This window comes from Devosia sp. 1566, assembly GCF_004005995.1.
Taxonomy (GTDB): domain Bacteria; phylum Pseudomonadota; class Alphaproteobacteria; order Rhizobiales; family Devosiaceae; genus Devosia.
Map to the genome: position 1 here is coordinate 3,061,485 of NZ_CP034767.1, position 16,302 is coordinate 3,077,786.

Consider the following 16,302-nt stretch of genomic DNA (forward strand, 5'->3'; position numbering starts at 1 on the left):
ACTGCCGGGCGGGCGCCCCGCCCATTTCGGCGGCAGTCCTTAGTGCCCCGTGAGTTGAATGGCTTGGTGTTTAGCGGATGGGGTGTGGCGAACTCCATCGGTTTGCTGCTTGCGGGGAGCAGAAGCACCACATAGGCTCCCCCTGCCGGACGGACACACAAGATGCCGCCGGCGACCCGTAACGGGAGGAACCCATGGATAGACGCAGTTTTCTGATGTCTTCGGTGGCGCTCGGCGCGCTGGCCGTTGCCAGTCCTGTCTTGGCGCAGGACCAATTGACCATTCTTGGATCGGTGCCCAACCTGGGCTTTCCGTTCTTTGTGCATATGCTCAACCAGATCAAGGCCGAGGCCGGCAACCAGGGTGTCGCGGTGATCGAGAGCGACGGGCAAAATTCTGCGCCCAAGCAGACCGCCGACATTGAATCGGCCATCGTGCAGCAGGTGGATGCGATCGTCATTTCCCCGCTTGACGTCAATGCGCTGGCGCCCGCCATCGAGCAGGCCATTGCGGCCAATGTGCCCGTGGTGACCATCGACCGGCGCGTGGACGGGGTGGAAGGCATTCTGGCCCATGTGGGGGCCGACAATGTCAAGGGCGGCGAAGCCGAAGCGCAGGCGGTGGTGGACGCCTTCCCCGATGGCGCGACCATCTTCCACCTGCAGGGCCAGCCTGGGGCGGGTCCCGCCATCGACCGCAACAAGGGCGTGCACAATGTGCTTGATGGCATGGCCGACAAATACAAGATCGTCTTCGAGCAAACCGCCAATTTTGCCCGCGACCAGGGATTGGCCGTGACGGAAGCCGGGCTCGCGGCCAATGGCAAGCCCGATGCGATCATCTGTGCCAATGACGACATGGCGCTGGGGGCGCTCGAAGCCTGCGCCGCTCGCGGCTTCACCGACGTCAAGATCTATGGCTTTGACGCGCTACCCGAAGCGCTGGCTTCGGTGCGCGACGGGGGCATGGCCGGCACGGTCGAGCAGTTCCCCGGCGAGCAATCACGCGAGGCGGTCAAGATCGCGGTGGCCTATGCCAAGGACGGAACCGAGCCGGCCGAAACGCTGGTGCTGCTGACCCCCGTGGTCATCACCCAGGCCAATCTGGACCAGGCCGAACGCATCGGCGAAGCCGGCTAAGCCGAATCCCGCCGGCCGGGGGCGAGGAGGCGCCCGGCCGGTTGCTTGCGCCAGACCCAGGAGGACAGGCCGATGGCAGCTCTTGCCACGTCACAGCCGTCGACGCCGCCCCTGCTCGAAGTGATGGGGGTATCAAAACATTTTGCCGGTGTCGCAGCGCTCAGTGATGTGTCGCTAAATGTGCGCCCGGGCGAAATCCTGGGGCTTTTGGGAGAAAACGGGGCGGGCAAGTCCACCCTGCTCAAGATCCTCTCGGGCGCGCAGCCGCCCTCGAGCGGGCGCATCGTTTTTGCCGGGCAGGATTATCGGCCCGCAACGCCCCAGGCGGCCAAGCGCGCCGGGATTGTGACGATCTACCAGGAACTGAGCCTCATCCCGACGCTGTCGGTGGCCGAGAACATCTTTATCGGTCGCGCGCCGGTCGGACCGCTGCGCATCATCGACTGGGGCCGCATGCGCCAGGAAACCCGCAGCATCATCGCGCGGGTGGGGCTCAGCATCGACCCCGATACGCCGGCTTCGGCGCTGTCGGTAGCCGAGCAGCAATTGGTCGAGATCGCCCGGGCGCTGTCGCTCGAAAGCCGACTGATCATCATGGATGAGCCGACCTCGGCCCTGACGGAGACCGAAGTCAGTCAGCTGCTCGCCATCATGGCCCGCCTGCGCGAGGAAGGCGTCGCCATCATGTTCGTCACCCACCGGCTCGAAGAAGCCTCGGCGATCTGCGATCGCATGACCGTGCTGCGCGACGGGCGACTGGCGGGGCATTTGCTGCGCGAAGGCGGACCCATCCCGCTGCTGCGGATCATCGAGAAGATGGTGGGGCGCGCGGCCTCCGAGCTTTATACGCGGCCGGCGCAGCGGCATGCCGCGGGCCAGGTGCGCCTCAGCGTGCGCGGCCTGCAGACCATCCGCGATCCCGAAGCGCCCCATGCCATCGTGCTGGCAGGCATCGATCTTGATCTCAAGGCCGGCGAGATCCTGGGGGTGGCGGGGCTGGTGGGCTCGGGCCGGACCGAGCTGGCGCGGGCCATTTTTGGCGCCGACCGCATTGCAGCAGGCACAATGAGGCTGGACGGCCAAACCATTGCCCCCGCCTCACCGGCCCACGCCATCGCGCTGGGGATCGGGCTGGTGCCCGAAGACCGCAAGCACCAGGCCATCTTTCCCATTCTCTCGATCCTGCAGAATTTTTCCATCGCCACGCTTGAGGCTTATTCCAATCGCCTGGGGATCATGACCGAGCGGCGCGAACGTCAGGCCTTGGGCGAGTTCAAGAAAATGCTCTCGATCCGCATGGCCTCTCCCGACCAGCCCATTGCCGGACTTTCGGGCGGCAACCAGCAAAAGGTGATCCTGGCGCGCTGGCTGGCGCGAGACCCCAAGGTGCTGATCGTCGATGAGCCCACAAGGGGGGTGGATGTGGGCGCCAAGGCCGAGGTGCACCAGATCCTCGTGCAACTCGCGGCGCGCGGGATCGCGGTGATGGTGATTTCATCCGAGCTCCCCGAGATCCTCGCGGTCAGCGATCGCATCGTCACCATGCGGCAGGGGCGCGTAAGCGGCACGATGCTGGCGACCGAGGCCACTGAAGAAAAGCTGATGGCGCTGATGGCGCTGGACCAGCCAGGGGGAGAACACCAATGAGCAGCACAACCGAACCAGTTCGGCGCAGCGGGCCCAATGGCTTTGCCATTGCCAAGCGCTTCGGCCCGCTGATCTTTCTCGTGGCGCTGATCGTGGTGTTCACCGCCATGAAGCCCAGCTTCATCGACCCCATCAATGTCTTCAACATCATGCGGCAAATCTCGATCACGGGACTGATCGCGCTGGGCATGACCTTTGTGATCCTGACCGCGGGTATCGATCTCAGCGTTGGTTCACTGCTGGCCCTCTGCGGCATGATCGCCGCCGTGGTGGCCAAAGGGGGCACGGCCAATTCGATGTCGCTGTCCGCTTCCGGATCGGCGGGTTTTGGCTGGTTCGCGGCGCTGCTTGCTGCGCTTGTGGTGGGCGCCCTATGCGGCGCGCTGCAGGGGCTGACTATCACCCGGCTCAAAGTGCCGCCCTTCGTCGTGACGCTTGGGGGCCTCACGATCTTTCGCGGGCTGACGCTCACCGTGTCCAATGGCGGGCCCATATCGGGGTTTGATCCGGCCATGCGCTGGTTCGGCACCGGCCTTGTGGGCCCCGTCCCCGTGCCGGTGATCATCTTTGCGGTGGCCGCGGTGCTGTGCCATCTGGTGCTGCGCTATACCCGCTATGGCCGCTCGGTATATGCGGTAGGCGGTAATGCGGAGGCAGCGCGGCTGTCGGGGTTGCGGGTCGATCGCATCCTTGTTTCGGTTTACGTGATCGTGGGGTTCTTCTCGGGCCTTGCCGCCTTTGTGCTGGCAGCGCGGCTCAATTCCGCCGAAGCGGTGGCGGGGGCCGGCTATGAACTGACGGTGATTTCAGCGGTGGTGATCGGCGGCACGTCGCTGTTTGGCGGCATCGGTAGCGTGGGGGGCACGGTGATCGGGGCGGCGCTGATCGGGGTGCTGCAGAACGGGCTGCAGTTCAACAATGTCTCGTCCTACACCCAGAGCATCGTGATCGGGTTGATCCTGATCCTCGCCGTGGCTTTTGATCGCTGGCTCAAATCGCGGGCGCGGCTCTAGGCAGGCTCAGTCCTGAATCGGCAGGACCATCTGCTTGGGTGTGGCGGTGTTGCTGGAAGGCGTGAAGGCGGAGATGGTGACGCCCAGAAGGCGCACCGGTTTTTTGGGCGGAAAGGCCTGCGCCAGCAATTCGTCGACGGCCCGGGCCAGTTCGGCAGCGCTGCTGACCGGCTCGGGCCGGCTTCTGGCGCGGGTGATCTGCTCGAAATCGGCGAACTTGACCTTCAAGGTGACGGTGCGGCCATAAAGCCCGCGCTTTTCGCCCCCCGCCCAGACCTTGTTGATCAGCGGCCGCGTCAGGGTGCGTGCTTCATCAAGGGTGGTGATATCCTGCCCAAACGTATCTTCGGCGCCGATAGATTTGCGCTCGCGATTGGGTTTGACTTCGCGGTGGTCGATTCCCTGGGCGAGGTCGAACCAATATTGGGCCGAGCGCCCGAAATGGGCGACCATCTCGTCCATGTTTAAGGCGGCAAGATCGGCACCGGTCATGATGCCAAGCCGGTGCATACGCGCTGCGGTGGCGGGACCGACGCCGTGGAATTTCTCGATTGGTAGGGCGGCCACGAACTGGGCACCGCGCTCGGGGGGAATAACGAAATAATTGTTGGGCTTGCGGTAACCCGAAGCAATCTTGGCGAGGAACTTGTTGTAGCTGATCCCCGCCGAGGCATTGAGGCCGGTGACTTCCTTGATCCGGCTGCGAATTGTATTGGCGATATCCCGCGCGAGGCTAATGCCCTGCTTGTTCTGGGTGACATCGAGATAGGCCTCGTCCAGCGACAGCGGCTCGATCAGATCGGTATGCTCGCGAAAGATCTCGTGGATCTGGGCGGAGACCGCGCGATAAACGTCAAAGCGCGGGGGCACGAAGATGAGCTCGGGGCATTTGCGCATCGCCGTGACGGAAGCCAGCGCCGAATAGACCCCGAAGGCTCGCGCCTCATAGCTGGCGGCCGCCACCACACCCCGCGCGGCGCCATGACCCACCGCGACCGGCTTGCCGCGCAGCTCGGGATTATCGCGCTGCTCGACGGAGGCGTAGAACGCGTCCATATCGATATGAATGATCTTGCGGATGCTCACGAGGACGGCCTTGTTTCACCTGCCGAGCATAGGGGCGGAGCGGTCAGCCAGTGTCAGCAGCCTGGCCATTGCTATTTCGCCCACATATTGCGCATGCGCGCGCCAAGATCGGCCTGAACCGGCGTGGGGATAAACCCATCAGGCTGATAGGGCTTTACCGGGGGCCATAAAATATCCTCGAAACTGCCTAGCGTCGCGCGGGGAATGAAGCGGGTGCGCTGGGCGTACAGGTGCCGGTCGCCATGGCGCGACTGCTGGGTGACGTAAAACCGTTGTGGCACCAGCAGATGCAGCTCGTCGCGGGCCCGGGTCATTGCCACGTAAAGCAGGCGCCGCTCTTCTTCCAATTCATGGGTGCTGCCGGTGCCCAGATCGGAGGGAATGCAGCCATCCACCACATTGAGCACATGCACCGCCTTCCATTCCTGCCCCTTGGCCGAATGGATGGTCGACAAGATCAGATAGTCTTCATCGAGCAGCGGCACCCCGGCTTGATCGCTGGTGGCCTCAGGCGGATCGAGGGTCAGATCGGTGAGGAACCGCTCGCGGCTGGGATAGCCTGCCCCAATCTGCTCGAGTTGAACGATATCGGCCTGCCGGATGCTGGCATCCTCATAGGTGTGCTCCATGAGGGGCTCGTACCAGAGGCGGGCATAGCCCAGCTCGGCCGGCCAGCCGGCATCACGCCGGGACAGGCGCGTAACGAGTTCCACGAGCTCCTTCCAGCCCTGACCCGATCGCGGAGGTTGAGGGATTTCTCCCAGGGCCCAGACCGGATCGGGGCCGGTGGCCAGCGCATCGAGCACCTTGCCGGCGGCCGCAGGGCCAATCCCCGGCAGCAGCTGGAGCACGCGAAATCCGGCCACCCGGTCACGCGGATTTTCCACCCAGCGCAGCAGCGCCAGCAGGTCCTTGATATGGGCGGCGTCGAGAAATTTGAGACCACCGAATTTGACAAAGGGGATGTTGCGGCGGGTGAGCTCGATTTCGAGCGGGCCGGAATGGCTCGAGGTGCGAAACAGCACCGCCTGCTGCTTGAGCAACACGCCGCCTTCGCGCGCTTCGAGCACCTTTTCAACGACGTAGCGCGCCTGGTCGGCCTCGTCGCGCACGGTGACGAGCAGCGGCTTGGCTTCGGACTGCCGCTCGGTCCAGAGATTTTTGGTGAAGCGCTCGCTGGCCTGCTCGATCACCGCATTGGCCGCGGCAAGGATGGGCTGGGTGGAGCGGTAGTTGCGATCAAGAGTGACGATGTCGGCCGCGGGCGAAAAGGCCGTTGGGAAATCGAGGATGTTGCGGACCGTCGCGGCGCGGAAGGAATAGATCGACTGGGCATCGTCGCCGACGACGGTCAGCCCCTGCCCCTGCGGCTTGAGGGCGAGGAGGATCGAGGCCTGAAGCTGGTTGGTGTCCTGATATTCATCCACCAGCACATGATCGAACCGACTGGCGAGATTGGCTGCGATGGCCGGCTCCTCCATCATCCCGGCCCAATACAGCAGCAGGTCATCGTAATCGAGCACGTTCTGTCCCTGCTTGGCCGAGACATAAGCGGCAAACAGGGCCCGCAGCTCGTTTTCCCACATGGCGCACCAGGGGAAAACGGTTTTGAGCACCTCGGCCAGATCGCCCTGCGCGTTGACCACGCGCGAATAGATGGCGAGGCACGTGCCCTTGGTGGGGAACCGGCTCTTGGCGCCGCTCAAGCCCAGCTCGTGGCGCGCGAGGTTCATGAGATCGGCGGAGTCATCCCGATCATGGATGGTGAACGCAGGGTCAAGCCCGATCTGGACGGCATGTTCGCGCAAGAGGCGCGCACCAATGCCATGAAAGGTGCCCGCCCAGGCGAGAGCATCCCCGGCGCCACCGGTATTGGTGCCAAGCACACGCGCGAGGATCCGCTCGACCCGCCGCGTCATCTCGCCGGCACCCCGACGCGAAAAGGTGAGGAGGAGGATACGCCGCGGATCGGCGCCATTGACGACGAGATGGGCGACCCGATGGGCCAGAGTATTGGTTTTCCCCGAACCCGCGCCGGCAATCACCAGCAGCGGCGAGGAGCGGTCAGCCCCGACGCCATGCTCCACCGCCCGGCGCTGCTCGGGGTTCAGGGTCTCCAGATATGAGGTATCGAACGCCACGAATCGTAAGGCTCCAGCTAGGCGGGCACCGAACCGTATTCCTGTTTTGTTCGCAAGAGCCGTGGCCAAGATGTCGCGGAAGCGCGGGTGTGTTGCGCTAGCCGAAGGTGTAATCAAACCAGATGTGATGCAGCTCCGCATCAATGCTGATGCCGCCCGTTCCGGTGATGCCCGCCAGCTCCCCGGTGCCACTGCCCTCGACAATGGCGAAGAATTCGTTGGCTCGATCGCTCCCCTGGGTGGCCGCCGAATGAAGGAAGTTGAAGCTGCCCCGCTTGTCCCCAAGCGCACCTTCAAAACTCTCCATGGCAAGGTACGACCCCACGCCCGAGACGCGATCAAAGGCAAAGGTGAAGATCGTGGTTGAGCGGCCGCTGACCTCGCCGATGTAGAGCTTTTCCATCGTGCTCACCCCCACGGGCAAGCCGGTGACCACCGCGTCTGGCACGGCTAGGTCTGCCTGCTGGAACCCCGAGACGGTGAATGTTCCACTGACCTTCATTCCCAACCTCCCCTCCGGTTCTGCTGCTATCATGCACGAGAACATTCAAAGAACAATACCGCTGCGAGCGCAAGGTTCATCTGCCAGGGCGCGGGTTCCGACACCGGCATATTGCGGACATGGTTTATCCCCATGGGAACGCACAACCGGGGAAAAACCCGCCCGATCGGGTGTGACCTGCCGCGCGAGGCGACTATGGTCGCGCCAGCCGAACCCAAGAAGAAGAGCCATGTCCGAACTCGACACCCGCATTGCCGCCCAGATCGCCACCGAGGTGGGGGCCCGCCCGGCCCAGGTTGGTGCGGCGGTGGAACTGCTCGATGGTGGCGCCACGGTGCCCTTTATCGCGCGCTACCGCAAGGAAGTGACGGGCGGGCTCGATGACACGCAGTTGCGGCTCCTCGCCGAGCGGCTGACCTATCTGCGCGAACTCGAAGCGCGGCGGGCGGCGATCCTTAAATCGATCAACGAGCAGGGCAAGCTCACCCCCCAGCTCACCGCCTCCATCACGGGCGCGGCGACCAAGGCGGAACTGGAAGACTTCTACCTGCCCTTCAAGCCCAAGCGGCGCACCAAGGCGGAGATTGCGCGCGAGCGCGGGCTGGGGCCACTGGCAGAGGCCATTCTCGCCAATCGCAATGCCGACCCGGCAGTGCTGGCACAAGCTTACCTCAACGAACACGTACCCGGCACCAAGGAAGCGCTGGAGGGCGCGCGCGATATCGTGGTCGAGGGACTGACCGAGAATGCCGGTCTGCTCGGGCAATTGCGCAGCTATATGCGTGACAAGGCGATGCTGAGCGCCAAGGTGCTTAAGGGCAAGGAAGAGGCCGGGGCCAAGTTCTCGGACTATTTTGCCCATTCGGAACGCTGGAACAAGGTCGCCGGCCACCGCGCGCTGGCGATGATGCGCGGACGCGACGAGGAATTTCTGAGCCTCGACATCGAGGTGGACGCTGACCTGCCCGACCCCGTCAAGCCGGCCGAGCGACTGGTGGCGGGCGCGCTCAAGGCGCAGGGCAATAGCGCGGGCGACAACTGGCTGCGCGAGGTTGCCGGCTGGGCCTGGCGGACGCGGCTGCGTGCGTCCTTGTCGGTGGACCTGATGGTGGAACTGCGCGAGCGGGCTGAAGCCGAGGCCATTTCCGTGTTCGCCCGCAACCTCAAGGACCTGCTGCTCGCGGCTCCCGCTGGCGCTCGGGCCACGATGGGGCTCGATCCCGGCATCCGCACCGGGGTCAAGGTCGCGGTGATCGACCCCACCGGCAAGGTGCTCGATACGGCGACGATCTACCCGTTCCAGCCCCGCAACGACGTGGTGGGGGCGCAAGCGGCTATCCAGGCGCTGATCCAGAAGCATCGGGTTGAACTGATCGCCATCGGCAATGGCACGGGCAGCCGGGAAACCGAAAAGCTCGTCGCCGACCTCATCGAACGCCTGCCCGCGCCCAAACCCACCAAGGTGATCGTTTCGGAAGCGGGGGCTTCGGTTTATTCGGCCTCCCAGCTTGCGGCGACCGAGTTCCCCAATCTTGATGTGTCACTGCGGGGGGCGGTTTCCATCGCCCGGCGCCTGCAGGATCCGCTGGCCGAGCTGGTCAAGATCGAGCCCAAGGCCATCGGGGTCGGGCAATACCAGCATGATGTGGACCAGAACCGGCTCGGGCGCTCGCTCGATGCGGTGGTGGAAGATGCGGTGAATGCCGTGGGCGTTGATCTCAACACCGCTTCGGCGCCGCTCCTTGCGCGGATTTCGGGGCTTGGCGGCTCGGTTGCCGAAGCCATTGTCAGCTATCGCGATGCCAACGGGCCGTTCCAGTCGCGCAAGGCGCTGCTCAAGGTGCCGCGGCTGGGCCAACGCACTTTCGAGCAAAGCGCGGGGTTCTTGCGCATCACCGATGGCACCGAGCCGCTCGATGCCTCCTCAGTTCACCCCGAGGCCTATGGCGTCGCGCGCCGGATCGTTGCGGCCTGCGGGCGGGATTTGCGCACGTTGATGGGGGACAAGGCGGCGCTGGCCGGGCTTGATCCCAAGAGCTTTGTCGATGAGCGGTTCGGCCTGCCCACTGTACGCGATATTTTGGCGGAGCTGGAAAAGCCCGGCCGCGACCCGCGCCCGGCGTTCAAGACCGCGACCTTTGCCGAAGGCGTCGATGACATCAAGCATCTCAAGCCGGGCATGATGCTGGAAGGCACGGTGACCAATGTCGCCGCCTTCGGCGCCTTCGTGGATATCGGCGTGCACCAGGACGGGCTGGTGCATGTTTCCCAGTTGGCCGACAAATTCGTCAAGGACCCCCATGAGGTGGTCAAGGCGGGGGACGTTGTGAAGGTGCGGGTGGTGGAAGTGGACCTGCCGCGCAAGCGCATCGGACTGACCATGCGCAGGGATGGCGAGGCCGCCGCGCCGCGCGAACGTGGTCGCGAGCAGCCAATGCGCCCCAGCCAGCGCCCGCCGCAGGAGGCCAAGCGCAGCACCGGCTCGCTGGGCGACATGCTGAGCGCTGCGATGCGCAACAAGAAGTAGCGCCGCCGACTGTGAGCCGGCGGCTAAATCAGAACAGCCGCCGGCGGGCGCGGCTACCAGCCGAAACAATGGGCACTACCGCAAGCAGGATCATGCCGACCATGCCCCCGATCGCCAGGAACCCGGCGGGGGTAATCTCGGCATCGACCTCAAGGCTTGCCCGGCCCCAGGCCCAACGGACGCGGGCCCGCGCCGGCGCATTGGGTGTTGCCCGAACCGGCACGAGCTTGCCGGCAGCCTCCTCGTCCATGATGAACTCCGTTGCTGAGAAAAGGAGCCGGGCACAGGGGCCCGGCCCATGCTGGCGTCAGGCGATGCCGGCGCCGCCGGTGACGCCAAACACTTCGCCGGTGATGTAGCTGGCTTCCTGGGACGCGAGCAGCACATAGATCGGGGCCAGCTCGACGGGTTGGCCCGGGCGGCCAAAGGCGCTGTCCGAGCCCATCTGCATGACCTTTTCTTCGGGCTGGCCGCCGCTCGACTGCAGGGGCGTCCAGAACGGGCCGGGGGCCACGGAATTGACCCGCACGCCATTCTCGATCAGCTGCTTGGAGAGGGCCTTGGTATAGGCGACGATCCCGGCCTTGGTGGTGGCATAATCGAGCAGGATGGCGGAGGGCTCATAGGCCTGGATCGAGGCCGTGGTGATCACGGCGGCGCCGGGCTTGAGATGGGGCACGGCGGCCTGGGCGATCCAGTGCATGGCGTAGAGATTGGTCTTCATCGTCTTGTCGAAATCGGCCGAGGTGACCTTGTCAATCGACTCGCGGTTCTGCTGCCGGCCGGCATTGATGACGAGGATATCGAGCCCGCCCAGCCCCTCGACGGCCTGGCTCACCAGCTGCTGGCACCAGTTTTCATCGGTGATGTCGCCGGGAAGCGCGATGGCTTTGCGCCCTTCGGCTTCGATCAGCTTGATCACCTCCTGCGCGTCGGCGGATTCGGCTTCGAGGAAGGAGATCGCAACGTCGGCGCCTTCGCGCGCATAGGCGATGGCAGCAGCACGGCCGATGCCGGAGTCGCCGCCGGTGATCAGCGCCTTGCGGCCCTTGAGCTTGCCCGAGCCCTGGTAGGAGGTTTCGCCGTGGTCGGGCACCGGATCCATCTTGCCGGCGAGGCCGGGCACGGGCTGCGGCTGGCGGGGAAACGGGGGCTTGGGATATTGGCTGCGCGGGTCCTGCATGGTGAGGCGGTCGGTCATGGCTCTCTCTCGAAGTGGGATGCCATGACCAACGATGGGTGCGGGCGTGAGTTCCGCAGCAGGAGCGCACGGCAGCTTGCGATGGCGCTCGACCTTCGGATTGAAAAGTCCCGGACAGACGCGGTGCCTGCCCGGGTAGAGTTGCTTAGTACAGCACGTTCTGCGCTTCGGGCTGGTCGATATTGTCCTTGGTGACAAGGACGACGCCGGTATCGATCTGCTCCTCGAGGGTTTTGCCGCCCAGAAGATCGAGCACGGCCTGCACGCCCAGCTCGCCCATCTGATAGGAGCCCTGGACGAGAATGCCAGAGAGCGTGCCGTCCTTGACAAAGGCCTGGAGGTCCTCGTTGCCGTCAAAGCCGATAGCGGTGAGCTGGCCGGCCTTGCCGGCCTGCACGATGGCGCGGCCCATGCCGATGGCGGTGGGCTCATTGGCGCCGAAGATCGCCACCAGGTCGGGATTGGCGGCCAGCACGTCGGTGGTCTGGTTGAGCGCGGTGGCCATCTGGGACTGGGAGTAATAGGGGCCGACGATTTCGAGCTCGCTATTGCCCTTGAGATATTCGGTGAAGCAGCCGACGCGGCCGATTTCCGAGCCAACACCGGCGACATAAGACATGACGGCAACCTTGCCGGTGGTGCCGGCGCCATCGATCACGGCCTGAGCGGCCATCTCGCCGGCCTTGCAGTTATCGGTGGAAAGGAACGTCTGGTAGAGGCCTGCGCCGCTTTCGCCCAAGGCGGAGTCGATGATGGCAACGGGAATGCCCGCTTCGTTGGCGCGGCGCACGACCGGCACCAGTGCTTCGGGGTCGGAAGGGGCCAGGACGATGCCCGCGACGCCGCGATTGACCGCGTTTTCCACCAGGTTAACCTGGTCGGCCACTGCGGCTTCCGAAGCGGGGCCGTCAAAGCTCAGCGTGTGCTCGGAATTGCCTTCGAGTGCGGCGGCAGCGCCCTTGTTGACGTTCTGCCAGAAGTTCGAGTTGGTGGTCTTGACGATCACGGCGATTTCGCCGGCCGAAGCGGCGGCGATGGTGAGGCAAAGCGCGGATGCGACGGTGCCGAGCAGGACAGATTTCATCATGTTACTCCTCCGATAATGAAGCTTGGTGGTTAGGCGTTCTGACGAGCCGTAAGCCGGCGCGTTTTGCTGATGATCATGGCCGAACCACAGCCTTGATCAGGCTTTCCCGATCCTCCGCAAGTTCGGCAAAGCGGCGGGGCAAATCGACAAGGGCGATCTCTTCGGACAAGAGGGCTGATGTATCGATCTGCCCCGCCCGAATCGCGGCCATCACCCGCTCGAAATCGGCGCGCAGGGCATTGCGGCTGCCGACGATACGGGTTTCGCGCTTGTGGAACTCGGCGTCGCTAAAGCGGATGTCGTCCTTGACGACGCTGACCAGCACATAGGTGGACCCATGCGCAAGGAGAGCAAAGCCGGCCTCGATGGCGCGAGCGGAGCCCGTGGCATCGAACACGACATCGAAACCATCGGCGAGATCGCCAGCAAGAATGCTGCCAGGATCGCTATGGAGATGCTCAAAGCCAAAGCGCTTGCCGGCCAGCTCCAGCCGCCGAGGGCTCAGATCGAGCAGGTGCACTTCGGCACCCGCGAGCCGGGCGAACAGCGCCACGCCCAGTCCGATCGGGCCGGCGCCGGTCACGAGCACACGGTCGCCGGCGGCCAGTTCTGAGCGCGCTACGGCATGGGCGCCAATGGCGAGGAACTCGACCATGGCCGCCTGCAGATCGGAGAGACCGGTGGCGGGATAAAGATTGCCGATGGGTACGGCGATGCGGCTGCACAAGCCGCCGTCACGATGCACACCGAGAACTTCAATCCGGGTGCAGCAATTGGGCTTGCCCCGGCTGCAGGCGCGGCAGGTGCCGCAGGAGACATAGGGGTTGATGACGACGAGCTCGCCCGCGGCCATGTCCCCGGCCGCCTCGACCAGCCGACCTGAGAGCTCGTGCCCGATCACCCGAGGATATTGCAGATAAGGGTGCTTGCCCTCAAAGATATGGTAATCGGTGCCGCACAGCCCGACAGCGGCAATGTCCACCAAGGCCCAGCCTTCCGGCGCTTCGGATGGACGGGGAAGCTGGCGCAGCTCGAACAACCCCGGCTCCACGCAGGTGCCGGCGGTCATGGTGCCCAACGCGTTGACCTGAACGGCCTCGTTCATTGCAGAACTCCTTGTTGGCGCGACTGCCAGTTGTCGGGCAGCGCGCCCTTGATGATGAGGCTGAGCACGTCGTCCTTGCTGACCTCGCCGATGGCGTGGGAGCCCACTTTTTCGCCGCGGTTCATCACGACGACGCGGTCGCAAAGGTCGAACACGTCGTGCATGTCGTGGCTGATGAGGAAGATGCCCAGGCCCTCGTCGCGCAGCTGCTTGATGAGTTCGCCCACCATGGCGGTTTCGGCCGGCCCGAGCGCCGCGGTAGGCTCGTCCATGATGAGGATCTTGGCGTCGAAATAGATCGCGCGGGCGATGGCAATGACCTGGCGCTGGCCGCCCGAAAGGCGCGCCACAGCATCGGTCAGGTTGCGGAAATTGGGGTTGAGCCGCGCCAAGACACGCTTGGATTCCTCAAGCATGCGCTTGTCATCGAGATTGCCCCAACGCGTGCGCAATTCGCGCCCGAGAAAGAGGTTGGCCGGCGCATCGAGATGTTCGGCCAAAGCCAGGGTCTGGTAAATGGTTTCAATACCCTGGTCGCGGGCATCGGTGGGGGAGTTAAGGGAGGCAACTTCCCCCCGGATGCGGATTTCCCCCGCGCTCGGAGTCATGGCGCCCGAGAGGATGCGCATGAGGCAGGACTTGCCCGCGCCATTGTGGCCGAGCAGGCCCACCACTTCGCCGGCATGCAGATCAAGGCTGACGCCGTTGACCGCGCAAACGCCGCCAAAGTGCTTCTCGATATTGATCATCTCAACCAATGGCGTGGTCATGGCCTGCCCCTGATGTGACGCTGGTGTTTGCTGGGAGATGATCATCGGTGGCGCAACTGATCGATAAAGACAGCCAGGATCACCACGATGCCGATGACGATCTGCTGGATGAAGGATGAAACACCGGCCATGTTGAGGCCATTGCGCAGCACGCCGATGATGAAGGCGCCGATCAGGGTGCCCGAAATGGTGCCGACACCACCCATGAGGGAAGCGCCGCCGATCACCGCCGAAGCGATGGCGTCGAGCTCGTACATTACCCCTTCATTGGGCTGGGCGGTCACGAGGCGCGACATCAGCACATTGCCCGCAACTCCGGCGAGACCGCCCGACAGCATATAAGCGGCGATCTTGGTGCGATCGACATTGACGCCTGCCAGCCGCGCCGCTTCCTCGTTGGAGCCCGTGGCATAGAGATGCCGCCCCAACGGGCGGCGGCGCAGCACATAGGCGGCAACGAGGGCGATGATAACGAGAAGAATGACTGGGTAGGGGATACCCGGAAAGACGACGCGCGACAGGCCATTGGGCAGCTTTTCGACCATGCGCCAAAGCGCGCCATTGCCCAGCCACCCAAAGGCCTCGCCCAGCTGCGAAATCGGCGCGGCGCCGGTCAGCTGCAGCGCAGTGCCGCGCGCGATCAACATCATGCCGAGTGTGGCGACAAAGGGCGTGATCTTGAGCTTGGTGATGACCAGACCATTGGCAAGGCCGCAAAGGGCCCCTACCCCGACGCCGGCCAGCATGCCGAGCGGCACGGGAACGCCGGCCTTGACCAGCATGCCGGTGGCTGTTCCCGAGAGAGCGAGCACTGCGCCCACGGACAGATCGATGCCGCCGGTGATGATGACCATGGTCATGCCGATGCCCAAGAGCGCGATCACCGAGGTCTGCAGCAAAACGGTCAGGCCGTTATTAACCGACAGGAAGGCTGCATTGCCGAAGGCGAACACGGCAATGAGGATAGCCAGCGTGAACAAGGCGGAGAGCTTGTGCAGCGTTTCCCCGTTGATCCGGCCCGTGGACCAGGATGTGCCGGTGGTGCTTTGGACGGCCGCCATGACTCTCCCAACTTTTCTGTTTTAAATTATTGAAACCAGCCTTTCGCCATTGCCTCCACCCTGTCAATTGTTTTTAATCATTGTCGACAAATGTACCGGGAGGTGCTGCGTGGCCCGAACAGATGAGCGCTTTCGCGAAGCTTTCAACAGCTTGCTGGATCGTTGCGAGGCGCTTGTACCAGGCGACCAATTGCCAGCCGAACTGGCGCTGGCGGCCGACCTGGAGGTCAGTCGCACCGTGGTGCGGGCCGCGCTTGAGCGTATGCAGGCCGAAGGCTTGATCGAGTGGAATGGCCGGCAAAAGACCTTGGTGCGTTTGCCCAAGGCGACCGACAGGCTGGCGGTGCAGGCCGACCAGATTTCCCCCGAGGAGCTTGAGCGGCAGTTTCTTGACTGGATCTTGCGGTTCGACGTGGCGCCCAGAACCGCGCTCAACGTCACCTATCTGGCCAAGACCTTCCGGGTCACTGCCTATGGCTTGCAGGAGTTTTTGGCTTCACTCAGCCGTTTTGGGCTGGTGCGGCGGCGCCCGAGAGGCGGCTGGGAGCTGGTGGGGTTCACCCGGGACTATGCCGTTGAACTGTCCGACTTCCGCATGGTGCTTGAGCTCAATGCGGTTTCCCATGTGATTTCCTTGCCGCCGAGCGATCCCATCTGGGATCGGCTTGCCGTGCTCGAGGCGGATCACCGGCAACTCGCCGCTGAGATCGATACGCGCTACCATGATTTTTCGCTGCTCGATGAGCGCTTCCACACCACGATCGGCAAAACGGTGCGGAACCGTTTTGCCAGCGAGTTCCAGAAGGTCATCACCCTCGTTTTTCACTACCATTACCAGTGGGACAAAAAGGACGAGCGCGAGCGCAACACGGCTGCGGTGGGCGAGCATTTGCGGCTGATTGAGGCCTTGCAGGCGCGCGACGAGCAGGCAGCCCTCGCAGCTGCCCGGGAGCATCTGCAGACCTCCAAGCAGACCCTGCTCAATTCGCTCCGCATTCATGCCCTGCCCTGATGGCGGCAGTG

General features: G+C 64.1%; 14 protein-coding genes. 5 read left to right on the forward strand and 9 right to left on the reverse strand.

All coding sequences use genetic code 11. The annotated features are described in order from the left end of the window. Positions 1-194: 194 nt before the first annotated feature. From ELX51_RS14695 to ELX51_RS14705, 3 genes are all read left to right on the forward strand, one after another. Positions 195-1,139, forward strand: a complete 945-nt coding sequence (locus ELX51_RS14695; RefSeq protein ID WP_127754229.1) for a substrate-binding domain-containing protein — start codon at positions 195-197, stop codon at positions 1,137-1,139. A gap of 72 nt (positions 1,140-1,211) precedes the next feature. Further along, entirely contained in the window at positions 1,212-2,786 is a 1,575-nt protein-coding gene (locus ELX51_RS14700; protein ID WP_127754230.1) for a sugar ABC transporter ATP-binding protein, read from the forward strand. Continuing rightward, positions 2,783-3,799, forward strand: a complete 1,017-nt coding sequence (locus ELX51_RS14705) for an ABC transporter permease (protein ID WP_127754231.1) — start codon at positions 2,783-2,785, stop codon at positions 3,797-3,799. The genes ELX51_RS14700 and ELX51_RS14705 overlap by 4 nt, the downstream gene beginning before the upstream one ends. Positions 3,800-3,805: 6 nt before the next feature. Here ELX51_RS14705 and dinB read toward each other — a convergent pair whose 3' ends face one another. The 3 genes from dinB to ELX51_RS14720 all read right to left on the reverse strand — a co-directional run bounded on the left by dinB (position 3,806) and on the right by ELX51_RS14720 (position 7,528). After that, complete coding sequence (gene dinB, locus ELX51_RS14710) at positions 3,806-4,885, reverse strand: DNA polymerase IV (protein ID WP_282567560.1); 1,080 nt, start codon at positions 4,883-4,885, stop codon at positions 3,806-3,808. Positions 4,886-4,956: 71 nt separating this feature from the next. Then, on the reverse strand, positions 4,957-7,026 hold the full coding sequence (locus ELX51_RS14715) for an ATP-dependent helicase (RefSeq protein WP_248305134.1): 2,070 nt from the start codon (positions 7,024-7,026) through the stop codon (positions 4,957-4,959). A gap of 97 nt (positions 7,027-7,123) precedes the next feature. Continuing rightward, the gene (locus ELX51_RS14720; RefSeq protein WP_127754233.1) at positions 7,124-7,528 is read right to left on the reverse strand and encodes a DUF3224 domain-containing protein; all 405 of its coding nucleotides are present in this window, start codon (positions 7,526-7,528) and stop codon (positions 7,124-7,126) included. 229 nt (positions 7,529-7,757) lie between these two features. Between ELX51_RS14720 and ELX51_RS14725 the strand changes: the two genes are divergently transcribed. Then, the gene (locus ELX51_RS14725) at positions 7,758-10,055 is read left to right on the forward strand and encodes a Tex family protein (RefSeq protein ID WP_127754234.1); all 2,298 of its coding nucleotides are present in this window, start codon (positions 7,758-7,760) and stop codon (positions 10,053-10,055) included. A gap of 28 nt (positions 10,056-10,083) precedes the next feature. On the opposite strand, the gene ELX51_RS14730 is transcribed toward ELX51_RS14725, so the two are convergent. From ELX51_RS14730 to ELX51_RS14755, 6 genes are all read right to left on the reverse strand, one after another. Beyond that, complete coding sequence (locus tag ELX51_RS14730; protein WP_127754235.1) at positions 10,084-10,305, reverse strand: hypothetical protein; 222 nt, start codon at positions 10,303-10,305, stop codon at positions 10,084-10,086. 57 nt (positions 10,306-10,362) lie between these two features. Next, entirely contained in the window at positions 10,363-11,256 is an 894-nt protein-coding gene (locus ELX51_RS14735; protein ID WP_127754236.1) for an SDR family oxidoreductase, read from the reverse strand. Between the two features lie 145 nt (positions 11,257-11,401). Continuing rightward, on the reverse strand, positions 11,402-12,340 hold the full coding sequence (locus tag ELX51_RS14740; protein ID WP_127755307.1) for an ABC transporter substrate-binding protein: 939 nt from the start codon (positions 12,338-12,340) through the stop codon (positions 11,402-11,404). A 76-nt stretch (positions 12,341-12,416) separates the two neighbouring features. After that, the gene (locus ELX51_RS14745; protein WP_127754237.1) at positions 12,417-13,448 is read right to left on the reverse strand and encodes a zinc-binding alcohol dehydrogenase family protein; all 1,032 of its coding nucleotides are present in this window, start codon (positions 13,446-13,448) and stop codon (positions 12,417-12,419) included. Then, positions 13,445-14,218 (reverse strand): ATP-binding cassette domain-containing protein, encoded by a 774-nt coding sequence (locus ELX51_RS14750; protein WP_206524636.1) that lies wholly within the window; start codon positions 14,216-14,218, stop codon positions 13,445-13,447. Before ELX51_RS14750 ends, ELX51_RS14745 begins: the two co-directional genes overlap by 4 nt. Before the next feature lie 41 nt (positions 14,219-14,259). Beyond that, positions 14,260-15,279, reverse strand: coding sequence for an ABC transporter permease (locus ELX51_RS14755; RefSeq protein ID WP_127754238.1), 1,020 nt, complete (start codon positions 15,277-15,279; stop codon positions 14,260-14,262). A gap of 109 nt (positions 15,280-15,388) precedes the next feature. Here ELX51_RS14755 and ELX51_RS14760 point away from each other — a divergent pair, with 109 nt between their 5' ends. Beyond that, positions 15,389-16,291, forward strand: a complete 903-nt coding sequence (locus ELX51_RS14760; RefSeq protein ID WP_127754239.1) for a GntR family transcriptional regulator — start codon at positions 15,389-15,391, stop codon at positions 16,289-16,291. The last annotated feature ends 11 nt before the right edge of the window (positions 16,292-16,302 follow it).